Genomic DNA, 16,513 nt, shown 5'->3' with positions numbered 1-16,513 from the left:
ATGAAGATTGGATTTATCGGTTTGGGGAATATGGGTGCTAGCTTGGCCAAGGCTGTTTTGCAGGCCAAGACGGGTGCTCAGATTCTCCTTGCCAATCGTAGCCAAGCCAAGGTAGATGATTTCATCGCCAACTTCGGTGGTCAGGCTTCCAGCAATGAAGAAATATTCGCAGAAGCAGATGTGATTTTTCTAGGAGTTAAGCCTGCTCAGTTTTCTGAACTGCTTTCTCAATACCAGACTATCCTTGAAAAAAGAGCAAGTCTTCTTTTGATTTCCATGGCAGCTGGATTGACTTTAGAAAAACTAGCAAGTCTTATCCCAAGCCAACACCGAATTATTCGTATGATGCCAAATACCCCTGCTTCTATTGGTCAAGGAGTGATTAGTTATGCCTTGTCTCCTAATTGTAGGGCTGAGGACAGTGACCTCTTTTGTCAGCTTTTAGCCAAGGCTGGTCTCTTGGTTGAACTTGGGGAAGGATTAATCGATGCAGCGACAGGTCTTGCAGGTTGTGGACCAGCCTTTGTCTATCTCTTTATCGAAGCCTTGTCAGATGCAGGTGTTCAGACGGGATTGCCACGAGAAACGGCATTGAAAATGGCAGCTCAAACCGTGGTAGGAGCTGGGCAATTGGTCTTAGAAAGCCAAGAGCATCCTGGGGTTTTGAAAGACCAAGTTTGTAGCCCAGGTGGTTCGACTATCGCTGGTGTAGCCAGCCTAGAAGCGCATGCTTTTCGAGGAACGGTCATGGATGCAGTCACTAAAGCCTACAAACGAACTAAAAAACTTGGTAAATAAGAGGTGGATTTGTCTACCTCTTTTATGGTGGTTGAAATGAGAAGAAAAAAAGATTGTCACAAACACCTATTTTTTTGATAGAATAGAAGTAGTAAAAAAGAAATGAGTTAGACATGTCAAAAGGATTTTTAGTCTCTCTTGAGGGACCGGAGGGAGCAGGAAAGACCAGTGTTTTAGAGGCTCTGCTTCCAATTTTAGAGAAAAAAGGAGTAGAGGTGCTGACGACTCGTGAACCTGGTGGAGTCTTGATTGGGGAGAAGATTCGTCAAGTGATTTTGGATCCAAGTCATACTCAGATGGATTCTAAAACAGAGCTCCTTCTCTATATTGCCAGTCGCAGACAGCATTTGGTGGAAAAGGTTCTTCCAGCCCTTGAAGCTGGCAAGTTGGTCGTTATGGATCGTTTCATCGATAGTTCCGTTGCCTATCAAGGATTTGGTCGTGGCTTGGATATTGACGCCATTGATTGGCTCAATCAGTTTGCGACAGATGGCCTCAAACCTGATTTGACCCTCTATTTTGACATCGAGGTGGAAGAAGGACTGGCTCGTATCGCTGCTAATAGCAATCGTGAGGTCAATCGTTTGGACTTGGAAGGGTTGGACTTGCATAAAAAAGTTCGTCAAGGCTACCTTTCTATTCTGGATAAAGAAGGAAATCGCATTGTCAAGATTGATGCGAGTCTCCCTTTGGAGCAGGTTGTGGAAACTACCAAGGCTGTCTTGTTTGATAGAATGGGCTTGGCCAAATGAAACAAGATCAACTAAAGTCCTGGCAGCCAGATCAGTTTGACCGCTTTGTCCGTATCCTAGAACAAGACCAGCTCAATCATGCCTACCTCTTTTCAGGTTTCTTTGGAAGCTTGGAAATGGCGCAATTTTTAGCTAAGAGCCTCTTTTGTACAGATAAAGTAGGTGTTTTACCATGTGAGAAATGCCGAAATTGTAAGCTGATTGCACAGGGAGAATTTCCCGATGTCACCTTGATTAAGCCAGTCAATCAGGTCATTAAGACAGAACGGATTCGAGAATTGGTGGGGCAGTTTTCTCAAGCAGGGATTGAAAGCCAGCAGCAGGTCTTTATTATCGAGCAAGCTGAGAAAATGCATCCCAACGCAGCCAATTCTCTGCTCAAGGTCATCGAAGAACCCCAGAGTGAGATTTACATTTTCTTCTTGACCAGTGATGAGGAAAAGATTTTACCGACAATCCGCAGTCGAACCCAGATTTTCCACTTTAAAAAGCAAGAAGAAAAACTCATCCATCAATTAGAACAAGCAGGTCTGATCAAGAAAAAAGCAACTCTTTTAGCCCAGTTTAGTCAATCGCGAGCTGAAGCAGAAAAGTTAGCCAATCAGGCAAGTTTTTGGACCTTGGTTGATGAAAGTGAACGCCTGCTGACTTGGTTAGTGGCTAAGAAAAAGGAAAGTTATTTGCAAGTTGCCAAACTAGCTAGCTTGGCAGATGATAAGGAAAAACAAGATCAGGTTTTACGGATTCTTGAAGTCCTCTGTGGGCAAGATATCCTACAAGCAAGAGTAAGAGTGATTCTACAAGATTTGCTAGAAGCTAGAAAAATGTGGCAAGCTAATGTCAGCTTTCAAAATGCCATGGAATATCTGGTCTTGAAAGAAATGTAAACTCAAAATGAACGATAAAGAAAGGAAAGGGCTGTTTTATGGACAAAAAAGAATTATTTGACGCGCTGGATGATTTTTCTCAACAGTTATTGGTAACCTTAGCCGATGTGGAAGCCATCAAGAAAAATCTCAAGAGCCTGGTAGAGGAAAATACAGCTCTTCGCTTGGAAAATAGTAAGTTGCGCGAACGCTTGGGTGAGGTGGAAGCAGATGCTCCTGTCAAGGCCAAACATGTTCGCGAAAGTGTCCGTCGCATTTACCGTGATGGATTTCACGTATGTAATGATTTTTATGGACAACGTCGAGAGCAGGACGAGGAATGTATGTTCTGTGACGAGTTGTTATACAGGGAGTAGGCATGCAGATTCAAAAAAGTTTTAAGGGGCAGTCTCCCTATGGCAAGCTGTACCTAGTGGCAACGCCGATTGGCAATCTAGATGATATGACCTTTCGAGCCATCCAAACCTTGAAAGAAGTGGACTGGATTGCGGCTGAGGACACGCGCAATACAGGGCTTCTGCTCAAGCATTTTGACATTTCTACTAAGCAGATTAGTTTTCATGAGCACAATGCCAAGGAAAAAATTCCTGATTTGATTGGTTTCCTGAAAGCAGGACAAAGCATTGCTCAGGTATCCGACGCGGGTCTGCCTAGCATCTCAGACCCTGGTCATGATTTGGTTAAGGCAGCCATTGAGGAAGAAATTGCGGTTGTGACTGTTCCAGGTGCCTCTGCAGGAATTTCTGCCTTGATCGCCAGTGGTTTAGCGCCACAGCCACATATCTTTTACGGCTTTTTACCGAGAAAATCAGGCCAGCAAAAGCAATTTTTCGACTCGAAAAAAGACTATCCAGAAACTCAGATTTTCTATGAATCGCCCCATCGTGTGGCAGATACGTTAGAAAATATGCTAGCAGTTTATGGCGACCGCTCGGTGGTCTTGGTTAGAGAATTGACCAAAATCTATGAAGAATACCAAAGAGGTACAATTTCTGAATTGCTGGAAAGCATCGCTGAAACGCCACTTAAGGGAGAATGCCTTCTCATCGTTGAAGGTGCCAGTCAGGATGTAGAAGAAAAAGACGAGGAAGACTTGTTCTTAGAAATCCAAACTCGTATCCAGCAAGGCATGAAGAAAAATCAAGCTATCAAGGAAGTAGCTAAGTTTTACCAGTGGAATAAGAGCCAGCTTTACGCAGCCTACCATGACTGGGAAGAACAACAATAAAGGGAGACAGGATTTAATAATTCTGTCTGTTTCTGTTTAACTTAATTAGTGATGATAATATTCGGAGTCTAAATCATAGAATTGATTGAGTAGTGAATAAATAAAAACAATGTTCATTCAGTTTACGTTGAATATATATAATGTACTCTATTAGAATTATTTTTAAGTACGCAGTATGGTATAATTATATATGAGAAAATAGTGTGGAGTTTATCAGTTGAAAAAATATAACATTGTAGATTTATTTTCAGGAGCAGGTGGTCTATCTTATGGATTCGAGATGGCTGGATTTAATGTTCTATTAGGAATTGATAATGACGAAAAAGCCTTAGAAACCTTTCAAAAAAATCATCAGAATTCAGAAATATTATGTGGAGATATTGCGAATATATCTTATGAGGAAGATATAAAACCAATAATTGGAGAACAAAAAATTGACATAATTGTAGGTGGTCCCCCTTGTCAGGGGATGTCGCTTTCTGGACCTAGAAAATTTGATGATCCAAGGAACAAACTTTATTTGTCTTATATTCGATTGGTTCGAGAAATAAAGCCAACTGCTTTTGTCATTGAAAATGTGATTGGGATTGTTAGTTTGTTTAAAGGGCAAATAAAAGATACTATCATAGAAGAATTTTCGAAAATGGGTTATAAGGTTCAGTTTAAAGTGTTGCTGGCCTCTGACTATGGAGTTCCTCAAAATAGAAAACGTGTTATTTTTGTGGGGACGAGGAATGATGGATTTGAATATCCTGAAGCATTGGGAACAATCATTACAACAGAGATGGCAATTTCTGATTTACCAACATTAGAAAATGAACTTGGCGAGATAGAAATGTCTTATGTTTCAGAACCACAAAATGACTATCAAAAACTAATGCGAAAACGTTCAAACGTGGTTTTGAACCACGTTGCAGCCAAGCATTCAGAAAAAGTGATAAGTACAATTGCCCTTGTCCCTGACGGTGGAAATTATAAAAATCTCCCAGAGGAATTACGAGAAACAAGAAAATTTAATGTCGCTTGGACACGATTTGCTAGTTGGAAGCCAGCTCCTACGATTGATACGGGGCATAGACATCATTTCCACTATAAGTATAATCGTGTGCCAACAGTGAGGGAATCTGCTCGTCTACAATCTTTTCCAGATGATTTTATCTTTTACGGAAGTAAAACACAGCAATTTAGACAAGTTGGTAATGCTGTTCCTCCTTTAATGGCTCAGCAGATTGCAAACAATTTACTGAAATATTTAAAAAATAACGAAGAATAACTATGTATCAAGTTCCAGAGAAATATTATTTTAGACTACATCACCCAAGACCTCGTTTTAAAAATGATGTCGAAAATGTACTTGTTTATATGGCAACGAATATTTCTTATTTGGGAATATTGCCTAAAAAGGAATTTAGTCAGCAACTAAATGACATTATCAAACAATATGCAGGAAATGCAGATAAAACAGAGAAAACAATCAATAACTGGCGAACAGAGATTTCTTCTTTGTTTGGAATGATGATTGAGAAAGAGGGCTTTGTCTATTCAGGAAATAGGGCTAAGGAATTGACTGAAGACCAAGACCTTATTCGCTTTTTTAAAACCTTTTTGTATAATTTTGAATATCCTGGTGGGCATCTAAAAGATAACGAGATTGTTAAACTTTGTCAAATCGGAGTTCAATTTAAGCCAGCTCAGTATCTACTGGAACTATTTACAGAAGCCTCACAAGCTGAAGAAAAAACTATTTACCTCACCGATGAAGAAGTCGCCCATTGTATCTTTAATGATTTGAGATGTACTCGTGATAGAGAGCCTGTTTTGGAAATATGGAATCGTATCAAAGAGAATAGAGCGTCTAAAGTAGCTTACGATACTAAAGGAGATGTTATTCGATATGCCAAAGATATTTTAGATTACATGGTTATAGCGAGTTTACTAACTGTTCAAGGTGGTAGGTATAAAATAAATTCTATGGAAGAGCAAGCAATAAATGACTTTTTGCAATCAGATGCTACCTTTGATGGCTATGCTCAATTTATTGGAAATGCTTCTACAACAATTGAAGATGTTCGAAATTTTAGAAGTGCTTGGTTCGAATATGTCAATCGTGATTTAGGAGATATTGATTTTAGGACAAACTTTAATCTCTACCTTCCAAGTGATATTGATTTTACTGAAGAGAAAACAGATATTATCGGACATCTAACTGAACACATCGAATACAGCGAGAAAATCTCTACCGCTGTTGTAGGGAGTTCGGGAGAAGCTATTGTTATCAATCATGAAAAACAAAAATTACGAGAACATGGGCAAGAACAGTTGCTCCATCTGGTGAATTTTATTCCAACACAGTTTGGTGTCGGCTACGATGTTCAATCTTTTGAGTGTGATGATTCTGAGCTGAGAAAGTATATTGAAGTCAAAACAACTGTCAGCAATGCTTCTATTACTTTTAATTCGTTTCATATCACACCGAACGAATGGCGAACTGCTAAATCTGTGCGTGATAGATACTATATTTATCGTTTGCAGATTTCTAAACATAGCAAAAAATTGTTTATTATCAAGAATTTGTATGAGTTAGTCAAAAATGAGAAGATGCTTCTGATTGAGAGAAAAGATGGATATGATGTCCGTTTTTCATCGTCAGTTGGCTTTGAGGAGAATTTAATTTGAAGAAACTAAAAATTGCCTCTCTTTTTAGTGGAGGAGGTGGAACGGATATTGGTTTTGCTGGTGGATTTGATTTTTTAGGTAAACATTATGCCGATAATCAAATTGAGATTGTCTATGCAAATGATATTGAAGACAGTGCCAATAAAATGTTTGAAAAGAATTTTGGTGTTACTCCAGACAATCGAAATATCCGAGAAATAAAATCAGATGAAATCCCATCTTTCGATATTTTAACGGGAGGTTTTCCTTGTCAATCATTTTCTGTTAGTGCTCAAAATCCGAAACGCTTAGGAATAAAAGACGAAAAAGGGACATTGTTTTTTGAGATGGTGCGAGTGTTAAAAGCTCATCAACCAAAAGCATTTTTTGCCGAAAATGTTAAGGGAATTTTGTCTGCAAACAATAAAGAAGCCTTTCCTCTAATTATTGAAGAGTTCGAAAAAGCTGGTTATAATGTTTCTTATAAACTTTGCGTAGCCACCAAATACGGCGTTCCGCAAAAGAGAGAGCGAGTGTTTATTGTTGGTATTCGAAAGGATTTGAATTTTACTTTTGAATTTCCTGAAGAGCCTATTCAAAATGTAGAAGATTATACACCACTAAAAGTAATTCTTCAGCAAGATATTGATGAAAAGTATTATTTTAGCGAGAGGGCTGTGCAAGGAATGCTAAATAGTAAATCTGGCAAAAAAATGAATAAAGGACGAGCACAAGACATTGAACAGCCGAGTAATACGGTTAGTTCTCATTTAGCAAAAGTATCCTTAAATAGCACTGACCCTGTTTTGTTAGAAAATGGACGTTACCGTCGCTATACTCCAAGAGAGGTTGCACGTATTCAGTCGTTTCCAGAAAACTATGAATTGCTTGGTTCAGAAGGTGCTCAATATAGAATGCTGGGGAATGCTATTCCACCAGTAATGATGTGGTATATTGCTGAAAAGTTAGTGTCAGATTTACGAAATAGTGATGTAATTGCAAAGCAACAGAAACTCGAAGAAAGTTTTGGTCAACTGGATTTGTTTGAAGCGAGTTGATGTTTTAAATCTAGGGAACTTGATATGGAATTAAATTTTCAAGATAAGAGTTTTATAAAAGTATTTTTTAATAGTGACGGTTATGTATTAAATTTTTCTAACTCTACTTTTGCTAATTTTACTTTTAATTCAGTAGGAGTAAATATTCAAGAGAAATATGGAGGTTCAAAAGGGAAAGCTTTACAGGCTTTTGTAGATAACGAACCAGATGAACTGGTTTTAAAATTAGCTTTAGATTTACTTAGATATTATGAAGACCTTCCTGACTCATATTACGAGAAAACTGAAGAGAGGAACTCTCAGGCATTGAAATTGAAAGAGAGACTTTCGAAGTATGAAGTCTCACAAATGGCCTACTTAAATAATGTTGCTGAATCTTTATCTGACTATTTTGATAGCGACTATATAGATAAGCAAATGGGGATTATGAATGAAATGATTTCTCGCTCTCCAGCGGACGCTATTGGAAAAGCTAAGGAATTGTTGGAATCATGTTTTAAACATATTTTAGAACATGAAAAAATTGAGTATTCTAATTCTAATGATATTGCAACTTTGCAAAAGAAAGTCTTTAAATTTTTAAACTTGGATTCTAATGAAAATATTTCAGCAAAAAATAATCAAGATGTAAAGCTAGTTCTAAGTAGTTTGAATCAAATTATCAAGGGTATTAACAGTCTTAGAAATGATAAAGGTGATGGTCATGGTAAGGGAGCTAACTTTATAGAATTGCCACCAAGGTATGCTTCAGTTGTTGTAGGATCTGCATTAACGGTAGTGTCATTTGTTTGGGAAACATACCAAGATAAGCAAAAATAGTAAGGAGGAGGTTTAATGTCGAAAAATCAAGAAAAATTACACTTTCAACTTAAAAAATTTATAGTAAATGTAGGTTGGACTCATAAAATTCATGCGGTTAGAATGGACGAGTTAGAAAGCTATATTCGATGGTTTAGAATAGCAATAATAATCATTTCTGGAGTTGTCTCTTCTGGCTTAGTTGGAATACTTTGGTTTGATGAATATTGGATAAAGCTTGTTACAGCATTTTTATCATTAGTCACTACAATAATTTTTAGCATCACCAAGGAGTTTAACTTTGAGGAACGACTAGCTTTGGAGAGGAAATCTGTTGATGAGCTTTGGAATCTTAAAGTGTTAGCTGAAATTCTTTTATCTGAGGTGGTTTACAATGGAAAACCATCAAGTGAAATCCAAGAATCTTTCGAAGAATTAAAATTTCGAAGAGATGCTACTTATAGTCAACTTTCTAATGCTTCTCCCAAAAATGTATCCAAGGCTTCAAAACTAATAAAATCGAGAAAAGATAATGATTATGAGGAAGATTATAGATACTTTATTCCAAAAGAATTGATGGAAATTAAGGAGGAAGAGTAATGTCTTTATCTAATGATTTTAAAGAATTTTGCGAAGACGAACTCCCCATGACGGACGAGGAATGGGAAAAATGGAAGAATAGATTAAAAGAGATTACGAAACGACTTAATCGAAAATACTATTCCTTAGATGAGCTTGAAGATGAAGAAATTGACAATGGTTTGATTGTTGGTAGTGTGGGGAGAACGACGGCTGTTCGAAATGTTAGTGATTTTGATTATATTTTTTCACTACCCTCAGAAGTGTATAGACGATTTGATTCTTATGAGGGTAATGGTCAATCAGCACTTCTACAGGAAATAAAAAACGAATTACTAAAAAGATACCCAAATACAAAAATAAAAGGAGACGGACAGGTCGTTGTTATTGATTTTTCGGATGGTGGAAAAATTGAGTTAGTTCCAGCTTTCGAACAATCTGATGGTAATTTTAAATATCCTGATTCTCGTAACGGAGGCTCTTGGAAAACTACTAAACCAAAGCCTGAAATTGAAAAATCTAAATCTTTAAATTCGAATTTTAATAATCATTTTTCTAACTTAACAAGGCTCATACGACAATGGAAAAATCATATGGGCTTTTCATTTAAGGGGTTGTTGATAGATACTTTGATATCTGATTTAATTGATGATAAAGGTATTTCTGAAATATATTACTCTGATTACAATATTCTCTTGAAAGATATTTTTGAATACTTTTCAAACCAAGATAAAAATAGAGAGTATTGGTATGCTTTAGGTAGTAATCAAAAGATTTATAATAATGATGGAGCAAAATTTGTCAATAAAGCTAAGCAAGCTCTAAAGAAAATAGAAGACGCTTCAGAAGAGAAACTTACTGAAGTTTATAGACAGCTATTTGGTAGAAAATTCGCTCAATCCACTTCTACAACAAATCGAGCTTCGAATGAAGAATTTATTGATGAATTGTTTAATGTTAATATCGAATATAATATTGTTTTGGAGTGTGAAATTACACAAGATGGTTTTCGAAAAGCACTTCTTTCAGACTTTTTAAAAAGTAGATTTAAGATTAAAAATAGAAAATCTCTTGATTTTGAAATTATAAAATCAGATATTCCAGATAATCTTTTGTCTGATGTTAAATATTATTGGAAAGTAAGAAATATTGGAGCTGAGGCGATTAGAAGAAATTGTGAGCGTGGTGCTATTTTTTCAGGTAAAATAAAACATCACGAAGATTCTCAGTTTAAAGGAGACCACTATGTTGAATGTTATGCTGTTTTAGATAATACGGTTATAGCAAGAGATAGAATAACAGTCCCTATCGATCCGTTACGTGGAAGAGATTTTATAGAGTAGCATATAATTGATTTTTAATTGGAATACTCACTATCTCTTTACATCAAGAAAATGACTAAACAGGGAAGTTTGCCTTCTTCCCTTTTTTTGTTATACTAGTAGAAGAAAAAATAGAAAGATTTGTGGGTGTTAAACAAGCCAGTGCCTTGTTTTGATATGAACTTAGGTTCCACCCAAAGAGGTATTAGTGTCGTGTCTCAATCTTATATCAATGTTATCGGTGCTGGTTTGGCAGGGTCAGAAGCAGCCTACCAAATCGCAGAACGTGGTATTCCAGTTAAACTTTATGAAATGCGTGGTGTCAAGTCAACACCTCAGCACAAAACAGACAATTTTGCAGAGTTGGTTTGTTCCAATTCTCTTCGTGGGGATGCTTTGACAAATGCAGTGGGTCTCCTCAAGGAAGAAATGCGTCGCTTGGGTTCTGTTATCTTGGAATCTGCTGAGGCTACACGTGTTCCTGCAGGTGGTGCCCTTGCGGTTGACCGCGATGGTTTCTCCCAAATGGTAACCGAAAAAGTTGCCAACCACCCCTTGATTGAAGTGGTTCGTGATGAAATTACAGAATTGCCGACAGATGTTATTACAGTTGTGGCGACTGGTCCCTTGACCAGTGATGCTTTGGCTGAAAAGATTCATGCCCTTAATGACGGCGATGGTTTCTATTTCTACGATGCGGCAGCGCCTATTATCGATGTCAACACCATTGATATGAGCAAGGTTTATCTCAAGTCTCGTTATGACAAGGGAGAGGCGGCCTACCTCAATGCCCCTATGACTAAACAAGAGTTTATGGATTTTCATGAAGCCTTGGTCAATGCGGAGGAAGCACCGCTCAATTCTTTTGAAAAAGAAAAATACTTTGAAGGATGTATGCCTATCGAAGTCATGGCCAAACGTGGCATTAAAACCATGCTTTATGGTCCGATGAAGCCAGTCGGACTTGAGTATCCAGACGACTACACAGGACCTCGTGATGGCGAATTCAAAACACCTTACGCGGTTGTCCAACTTCGTCAGGACAATGCGGCTGGTAGCCTCTACAATATCGTCGGTTTCCAGACCCACCTCAAATGGGGAGAACAAAAGCGTGTTTTCCAAATGATTCCAGGTCTTGAAAATGCTGAGTTTGTTCGCTATGGTGTCATGCACCGCAATTCTTACATGGATTCACCAAATCTTCTTGAACAGACCTATCGTTCTAAGAAGCAACCAAATCTCTTCTTTGCTGGTCAGATGACGGGTGTGGAAGGCTATGTTGAATCAGCAGCATCAGGCTTAGTTGCGGGGATTAACGCGGCTCGACTCTTTAAGGGTGAAAGTGAAGCAATCTTCCCAGAGACAACAGCGATTGGAAGTCTAGCTCATTACATCACTCATGCGGACAGCAAACATTTCCAACCAATGAATGTCAACTTCGGAATTATAAAGGAGTTGGAAGGCGAGCGTATCCGTGATAAGAAGGCTCGTTATGAAAAAATTGCAGAGCGTGCCCTTAACGATTTAGAGGAATTTTTAACTGTCTAATTTTTTTGAAAGAATTGCTCATGATACTATAAAAATCTTAGAAATTGTGATAAAATAGGTAGGATAAAAAAAGGAGAGTGAAAATGGCGAATCCCAAGTATAAACGTATTTTAATCAAGTTATCAGGTGAAGCCCTTGCCGGTGAACGTGGCGTAGGGATTGATATCCAAACAGTTCAAACAATCGCAAAAGAGATTCAAGAAGTTCATAGCTTAGGTATCGAAATTGCCCTTGTTATTGGTGGAGGAAATCTCTGGCGTGGAGAACCTGCTGCAGAAGCAGGAATGGATCGCGTTCAGGCAGATTACACAGGAATGCTTGGGACTGTTATGAATGCTCTTGTAATGGCCGATTCATTGCAACAAGTTGGTGTTGATACGCGTGTACAAACAGCGATTGCCATGCAACAAGTGGCAGAGCCTTATGTCCGTGGACGTGCCCTTCGTCACCTTGAAAAAGGCCGTATCGTTATCTTTGGTGCTGGAATTGGTTCACCTTACTTCTCAACAGATACCACAGCGGCTCTTCGTGCAGCTGAAATCGAAGCAGATGCCATTCTTATGGCTAAAAACGGTGTCGATGGTGTTTACAATGCCGATCCTAAGAAAGACAAGACAGCCGTTAAGTTTGAAGAATTGACCCACCGTGACGTTATCAATAAAGGTCTTCGTATCATGGACTCAACAGCTTCAACCCTCTCAATGGATAACGACATTGACTTGGTTGTCTTCAACATGAACCAACCAGGCAACATCAAACGTGTCGTATTTGGTGAAAATATCGGAACAACAGTTTCAAACAATATCGAAGAAAAGGAATAAGAAAGATTATGGCTAACGCAATTATTGAAAAAGCTAAAGAGAGAATGACCCAGTCTCACCAATCACTTGCTCGTGAATTTGGTGGTATCCGTGCAGGTCGTGCCAATGCAAGTTTGCTGGACCGTGTACATGTAGAATACTATGGAGTAGAAACTCCTCTTAACCAAATCGCTTCCATTACGATTCCAGAAGCGCGTGTTTTATTGGTAACACCATTTGATAAGTCTTCATTGAAAGATATCGAACGTGCCTTGAACGCTTCTGATCTTGGTATCACACCAGCTAACGATGGTTCTGTGATTCGCTTGGTTATCCCAGCTCTTACAGAAGAAACTCGTCGTGACCTTGCTAAAGAAGTGAAGAAGGTCGGCGAAAATGCTAAAGTGGCTGTCCGCAATATCCGTCGCGATGCTATGGACGAAGCTAAGAAACAAGAAAAAGCAAAAGAAATCACAGAAGACGAATTGAAGACTCTTGAAAAAGACATTCAAAAAGTAACAGACGATGCTGTTAAACACATCGATGACATGACTGCCAATAAAGAAAAAGAACTTTTGGAAGTCTAAAAATAAACAGAAAAACTCAGTTGGCATTGCTGGCTGAGTTTTATTCGAAAGAAGGAAATATGAATACAAATCTTGCAAGTTTTATCGTTGGACTCATCATCGATGAAAACGACCGTTTTTACTTTGTGCAAAAGGATGGTCAAACCTATGCTCTTGCTAAGGAAGAGGGTCAGCATACAGTAGGGGATACGGTCAAAGGTTTTGCCTACACGGATATGAAGCAAAAACTCCGCTTGACTACTCTAGAAGTGACTGCCACTCAGGACCAATTTGGTTGGGGAACTGTAACGGAAGTTCGTAAAGACTTGGGTGTCTTTGTGGATACAGGCCTTCCTGACAAGGAAATCGTTGTGTCACTCGATATTCTCCCTGAGTTCAAGGAACTCTGGCCTAAGAAAGGCGACCAACTCTACATCCGTCTTGAAGTGGACAAGAAAGATCGTATCTGGGGCCTCTTGGCTTATCAAGAAGACTTCCAACGTCTGGCTCGTCCTGCTTACAACAACATGCAGAACCAAAACTGGCCAGCCATTGTATACCGCCTCAAGCTGTCAGGGACCTTTGTCTACCTGCCAGAAAATAACATGCTTGGCTTTATCCATCCTAGCGAGCGTTACGCAGAGCCACGTTTGGGGCAAGTATTAGATGCGCGCGTTATTGGTTTCCGTGAAGTGGACCGTACCTTGAACCTTTCCCTTAAACCACGTTCTTTTGAGATGTTGGAAAATGATGCTCAGATGATTTTGACTTATTTGGAAAGCAATGGCGGTTTCATGACCTTAAATGATAAGTCATCTCCAGACGACATCAAGGCAACCTTTGGCATTTCTAAAGGTCAGTTCAAGAAAGCACTTGGTGGTTTAATGAAGGCTGGTAAAATTAAGCAAGACCAGTTTGGGACAGAGTTGATCTAGGGTGACTTATGAGAAAATCATTTTACACTTGGCTCATGACCGAGCGCAACCCTAAAAGTAACAGTCCTAAAGCTATCTTGGCGGATCTCGCTTTTGAAGAGTCAGCCTTCCCAAAACACACAGATGATTTTGATGAGGTGAGTCGCTTTTTGGAAGAACATGCCAGTTTCTCTTTTAACCTAGGAGACTTTGACGCCATCTGGCAAGAATATTTAGAACACTAGCATGATTCACTGGGTTTGGGCTAGTAATTTCTCCCCCCCTTTGCTATAATAAAAAGAAATAAAAGGATTAGAGAGGTTCTTTATTTGAAGGAACATTCAATAGACATTCAACTGAGTCATCCAGATGACCTGTTTCATCTTTTTGGTTCCAATGAACGCCATCTCCGTTTGATGGAAGAAGAGCTTGATGTGGTGATTCATGCTCGTACGGAGATTGTCCAGGTTTTGGGAGAAGAGTCTGCTTGTGAGGAAGCCCGTCAGGTTATCCAGGCTTTGATGGTCTTGGTAAATCGTGGGATGACCGTTGGTACGCCAGATGTGGTAACTGCAATTAGCATGGTCAAAAACGATGAAATTGATAAATTTGTCGCCCTTTACGAAGAAGAAATTATCAAGGACAATACAGGGAAGCCTATTCGTGTCAAAACTCTAGGTCAAAAGCTTTATGTGGATAGTGTCAAACAGCACGATGTGACCTTTGGAATTGGGCCAGCAGGTACAGGGAAGACCTTCCTTGCAGTGACCTTGGCTGTGACAGCTCTTAAACGTGGTCAGGTTAAGCGGATTATCCTAACACGCCCGGCAGTGGAAGCTGGCGAGAGTCTAGGTTTTCTTCCGGGTGATCTTAAAGAGAAGGTAGATCCTTACCTTCGACCTGTTTATGATGCCTTGTATCAGATTCTGGGAAAAGACCAGACGACTCGTCTCATGGAGCGTGAAATTATCGAGATTGCACCTCTTGCCTACATGCGTGGACGGACCTTGGATGATGCCTTTGTCATTCTCGATGAGGCGCAAAATACGACCATCATGCAGATGAAGATGTTTTTGACTCGTTTAGGTTTTAATTCTAAGATGATTGTCAATGGAGATATCAGTCAGATTGACCTTCCGCGTAACGTCAAGTCCGGTTTGATTGATGCTCAAGAAAAACTCAAGAACATCCATCAGATTGACTTTGTTCACTTTTCAGCTAAGGATGTGGTTCGCCATCCTGTTGTCGCTCAGATTATCCGAGCTTATGAACCAGCTCCAGTAAAAAAAGAAGAGAGTGAAGAAGTCCAAGAAGAAACAGAATAGCAAAAAAGAGCAGTTCAGGTGGAATTGCTCTTTCTTTTATCTGATAATTAGATTTTTTAGATTAGTTCATCAATTGGAGTATGTTTTTTATCGAGACCTTGGGCTACTGGAAGACTGGTTAAGTAACCTTGATAAGTAGTAACACCTTGGCGCAAGCCCTCATCCTCAGAGATTGCTTGTACAAAACCTTTACCAGCCAAAGCTTCGATATAAGGAAGAGTGACATTGGTTAGGGCAATGGTTGAAGTACGAGCAACCGCACCAGGGATATTGGCAACGGCATAGTGGAGTACACCGTGTTTTTCATAGACAGGCTCATCGTGCGTTGTCACACGGTCAGCTGTCTCGATAACGCCACCTTGGTCAACGGCAACGTCAACAATGACTGAACCTGGACGCATTTGCTTGACCATCTCATCTGTCACCAATTTCGGTGCCTTGGCACCTGGGATGAGAACCGCTCCGATCACCACATCCGCATCTCTCACACTGGCTTCAATGTTAAATGAATTGGACATAAGGGTTTGGATTTGATGGCCAAAGACCTCTTCGAGATCTGAGAGACGTTTAGCACTGATATCAAGGATGGTTACTTGAGCACCAAGACCAAGGGCAATTCGAGCAGCATGAGTCCCTACGACACCGCCACCGATGATGCTTACTTTCCCTTTAGGCACACCCGGTACACCACCCAGTAGGACGCCAGAACCTCCTGCTTGCTTGGTTAGGAAATGGGCGCCGATTTGGACTGCCATACGGCCTGCAACCTCACTCATAGGAACGAGGAGTGGTAACTGATTTTGGGAATTACGGACAGTTTCATAGGCAATCCCAGTTGTTTTTGCTTCCAACATAGCATCTGCTAATTCTGGAGCAGCGGCCATGTGCAAGTAGGTAAAGAGAAGCAGGTCGTCGCGCAAGTAACCATATTCAGAATCTAGAGGTTCTTTTACCTTTACGACCAACTCAGCAGCCCAGGCCTCACCAGCAGTAGCGACAATTTCAGCTCCTTGCTTTTGATAGTCAGCATCAGTAAAGCCAGAACCGAGACCAGCATTTGTTTCGATAAGGACGCGATGACCACGGCCGACTAAGCTGTGGACACCAGCAGGTGTTAGGGCAACACGGTTTTCATTATTCTTAATTTCTTTTGGAATTCCGATTAACATAGAGAAAAACTCCCTTTCTATTGACGGGTTGTAAATGATTTATCACATTATCTATAAAATAAGGTGATGATTTTATTCTATATGAAACCGCTTTAAAAAGCAAGAAAAATTTGT

18 protein-coding genes are annotated in these 16,513 nt (G+C 39.5%); 17 read left to right on the top strand and 1 reads right to left on the bottom strand.

Going from position 1 to position 16,513, the window contains the following annotated elements; genetic code table 11:
- From proC to NMM17_RS01190, 17 genes are all read left to right on the top strand, one after another.
- A complete protein-coding gene (gene proC, locus NMM17_RS01270; protein WP_254753681.1) occupies positions 1-798 on the top strand; it encodes a pyrroline-5-carboxylate reductase in 798 nt (265 codons plus the stop codon).
- A 113-nt stretch (positions 799-911) separates the two neighbouring features.
- Positions 912-1,550 carry a dTMP kinase gene (gene tmk, locus NMM17_RS01265; protein WP_000033394.1) on the top strand — a complete coding sequence of 213 codons (639 nt, stop codon included), beginning with the start codon at positions 912-914 and terminating at the stop codon, positions 1,548-1,550.
- Complete coding sequence (locus tag NMM17_RS01260; RefSeq protein ID WP_000806736.1) at positions 1,547-2,437, top strand: DNA polymerase III subunit delta'; 891 nt, start codon at positions 1,547-1,549, stop codon at positions 2,435-2,437. Before tmk ends, NMM17_RS01260 begins: the two co-directional genes overlap by 4 nt.
- A gap of 38 nt (positions 2,438-2,475) precedes the next feature.
- On the top strand, positions 2,476-2,793 hold the full coding sequence (gene yabA, locus NMM17_RS01255) for a DNA replication initiation control protein YabA (protein ID WP_000358228.1): 318 nt from the start codon (positions 2,476-2,478) through the stop codon (positions 2,791-2,793).
- A 2-nt stretch (positions 2,794-2,795) separates the two neighbouring features.
- Positions 2,796-3,665 (top strand): 16S rRNA (cytidine(1402)-2'-O)-methyltransferase, encoded by an 870-nt coding sequence (gene rsmI, locus NMM17_RS01250; RefSeq protein ID WP_001166867.1) that lies wholly within the window; start codon positions 2,796-2,798, stop codon positions 3,663-3,665.
- A 217-nt stretch (positions 3,666-3,882) separates the two neighbouring features.
- A complete protein-coding gene (locus NMM17_RS01245) occupies positions 3,883-4,938 on the top strand; it encodes a DNA cytosine methyltransferase (RefSeq protein ID WP_000760484.1) in 1,056 nt (351 codons plus the stop codon).
- 2 nt (positions 4,939-4,940) lie between these two features.
- Positions 4,941-6,341 (top strand): DUF3883 domain-containing protein, encoded by a 1,401-nt coding sequence (locus NMM17_RS01240; protein ID WP_000285316.1) that lies wholly within the window; start codon positions 4,941-4,943, stop codon positions 6,339-6,341.
- On the top strand, positions 6,338-7,378 hold the full coding sequence (dcm, locus tag NMM17_RS01235) for a DNA (cytosine-5-)-methyltransferase (RefSeq protein WP_000734158.1): 1,041 nt from the start codon (positions 6,338-6,340) through the stop codon (positions 7,376-7,378). Before NMM17_RS01240 ends, dcm begins: the two co-directional genes overlap by 4 nt.
- 24 nt (positions 7,379-7,402) lie before the next feature.
- The gene (locus tag NMM17_RS01230; RefSeq protein WP_000422393.1) at positions 7,403-8,197 is read left to right on the top strand and encodes an abortive infection family protein; all 795 of its coding nucleotides are present in this window, start codon (positions 7,403-7,405) and stop codon (positions 8,195-8,197) included.
- A gap of 15 nt (positions 8,198-8,212) precedes the next feature.
- A complete protein-coding gene (locus NMM17_RS01225) occupies positions 8,213-8,776 on the top strand; it encodes an SLATT domain-containing protein (protein WP_153226511.1) in 564 nt (187 codons plus the stop codon).
- Complete coding sequence (locus NMM17_RS01220) at positions 8,776-10,098, top strand: nucleotidyltransferase (RefSeq protein ID WP_153226512.1); 1,323 nt, start codon at positions 8,776-8,778, stop codon at positions 10,096-10,098. Before NMM17_RS01225 ends, NMM17_RS01220 begins: the two co-directional genes overlap by 1 nt.
- Before the next feature lie 192 nt (positions 10,099-10,290).
- Positions 10,291-11,625 carry a methylenetetrahydrofolate--tRNA-(uracil(54)-C(5))-methyltransferase (FADH(2)-oxidizing) TrmFO gene (gene trmFO, locus NMM17_RS01215; protein WP_000083708.1) on the top strand — a complete coding sequence of 445 codons (1,335 nt, stop codon included), beginning with the start codon at positions 10,291-10,293 and terminating at the stop codon, positions 11,623-11,625.
- An 83-nt stretch (positions 11,626-11,708) separates the two neighbouring features.
- Complete coding sequence (gene pyrH / locus NMM17_RS01210) at positions 11,709-12,446, top strand: UMP kinase (RefSeq protein WP_000002996.1); 738 nt, start codon at positions 11,709-11,711, stop codon at positions 12,444-12,446.
- 8 nt (positions 12,447-12,454) lie between these two features.
- Positions 12,455-13,012 carry a ribosome recycling factor gene (frr, locus tag NMM17_RS01205; RefSeq protein WP_001262225.1) on the top strand — a complete coding sequence of 186 codons (558 nt, stop codon included), beginning with the start codon at positions 12,455-12,457 and terminating at the stop codon, positions 13,010-13,012.
- Between the two features lie 59 nt (positions 13,013-13,071).
- A complete protein-coding gene (cvfB, locus tag NMM17_RS01200) occupies positions 13,072-13,926 on the top strand; it encodes an RNA-binding virulence regulatory protein CvfB (RefSeq protein WP_001095454.1) in 855 nt (284 codons plus the stop codon).
- 8 nt (positions 13,927-13,934) lie between these two features.
- Entirely contained in the window at positions 13,935-14,150 is a 216-nt protein-coding gene (locus tag NMM17_RS01195; RefSeq protein ID WP_001232084.1) for a YozE family protein, read from the top strand.
- An 84-nt stretch (positions 14,151-14,234) separates the two neighbouring features.
- Positions 14,235-15,230 (top strand): PhoH family protein, encoded by a 996-nt coding sequence (locus tag NMM17_RS01190; protein WP_000658188.1) that lies wholly within the window; start codon positions 14,235-14,237, stop codon positions 15,228-15,230.
- A 56-nt stretch (positions 15,231-15,286) separates the two neighbouring features.
- Here the strand turns inward: NMM17_RS01190 and ald are convergent, their stop codons facing one another.
- Positions 15,287-16,399 carry an alanine dehydrogenase gene (gene ald, locus NMM17_RS01185; protein WP_000904689.1) on the bottom strand — a complete coding sequence of 371 codons (1,113 nt, stop codon included), beginning with the start codon at positions 16,397-16,399 and terminating at the stop codon, positions 15,287-15,289.
- Between the last annotated feature and the right edge of the window lie 114 nt (positions 16,400-16,513).

The organism is Streptococcus sp. CF7_Ac1-12, assembly GCF_024295905.1.
Taxonomy (GTDB): Bacteria; Bacillota; Bacilli; order Lactobacillales; family Streptococcaceae; genus Streptococcus; species Streptococcus mitis_AP.
The sequence above is the reverse complement of the archived record's forward strand: the minus strand, read 5'-3'. Positions and strand labels throughout refer to the sequence as shown.

What these genes read in the sequence shown, in the direction of transcription:
- NMM17_RS01260 (WP_000806736.1), top strand. Translation starts at nt 1,547, where the DNA reads ATGAAACAAGATCAACTAAAGTCCTGGCAGCCAGATCAGTTTGACCGC.
- NMM17_RS01220 (WP_153226512.1), top strand. Translation starts at nt 8,776, where the DNA reads ATGTCTTTATCTAATGATTTTAAAGAATTTTGCGAAGACGAACTCCCC.
- NMM17_RS01240 (WP_000285316.1), top strand. Translation starts at nt 4,941, where the DNA reads ATGTATCAAGTTCCAGAGAAATATTATTTTAGACTACATCACCCAAGA.
- rsmI (WP_001166867.1), top strand. Translation starts at nt 2,796, where the DNA reads ATGCAGATTCAAAAAAGTTTTAAGGGGCAGTCTCCCTATGGCAAGCTG.
- NMM17_RS01195 (WP_001232084.1), top strand. Translation starts at nt 13,935, where the DNA reads ATGAGAAAATCATTTTACACTTGGCTCATGACCGAGCGCAACCCTAAA.
- cvfB (WP_001095454.1), top strand. Translation starts at nt 13,072, where the DNA reads ATGAATACAAATCTTGCAAGTTTTATCGTTGGACTCATCATCGATGAA.
- ald (WP_000904689.1), bottom strand. Translation starts at nt 16,399, where the DNA reads ATGTTAATCGGAATTCCAAAAGAAATTAAGAATAATGAAAACCGTGTT.
- yabA (WP_000358228.1), top strand. Translation starts at nt 2,476, where the DNA reads ATGGACAAAAAAGAATTATTTGACGCGCTGGATGATTTTTCTCAACAG.
- frr (WP_001262225.1), top strand. Translation starts at nt 12,455, where the DNA reads ATGGCTAACGCAATTATTGAAAAAGCTAAAGAGAGAATGACCCAGTCT.
- pyrH (WP_000002996.1), top strand. Translation starts at nt 11,709, where the DNA reads ATGGCGAATCCCAAGTATAAACGTATTTTAATCAAGTTATCAGGTGAA.
- NMM17_RS01230 (WP_000422393.1), top strand. Translation starts at nt 7,403, where the DNA reads ATGGAATTAAATTTTCAAGATAAGAGTTTTATAAAAGTATTTTTTAAT.
- tmk (WP_000033394.1), top strand. Translation starts at nt 912, where the DNA reads ATGTCAAAAGGATTTTTAGTCTCTCTTGAGGGACCGGAGGGAGCAGGA.
- proC (WP_254753681.1), top strand. Translation starts at nt 1, where the DNA reads ATGAAGATTGGATTTATCGGTTTGGGGAATATGGGTGCTAGCTTGGCC.
- NMM17_RS01225 (WP_153226511.1), top strand. Translation starts at nt 8,213, where the DNA reads ATGTCGAAAAATCAAGAAAAATTACACTTTCAACTTAAAAAATTTATA.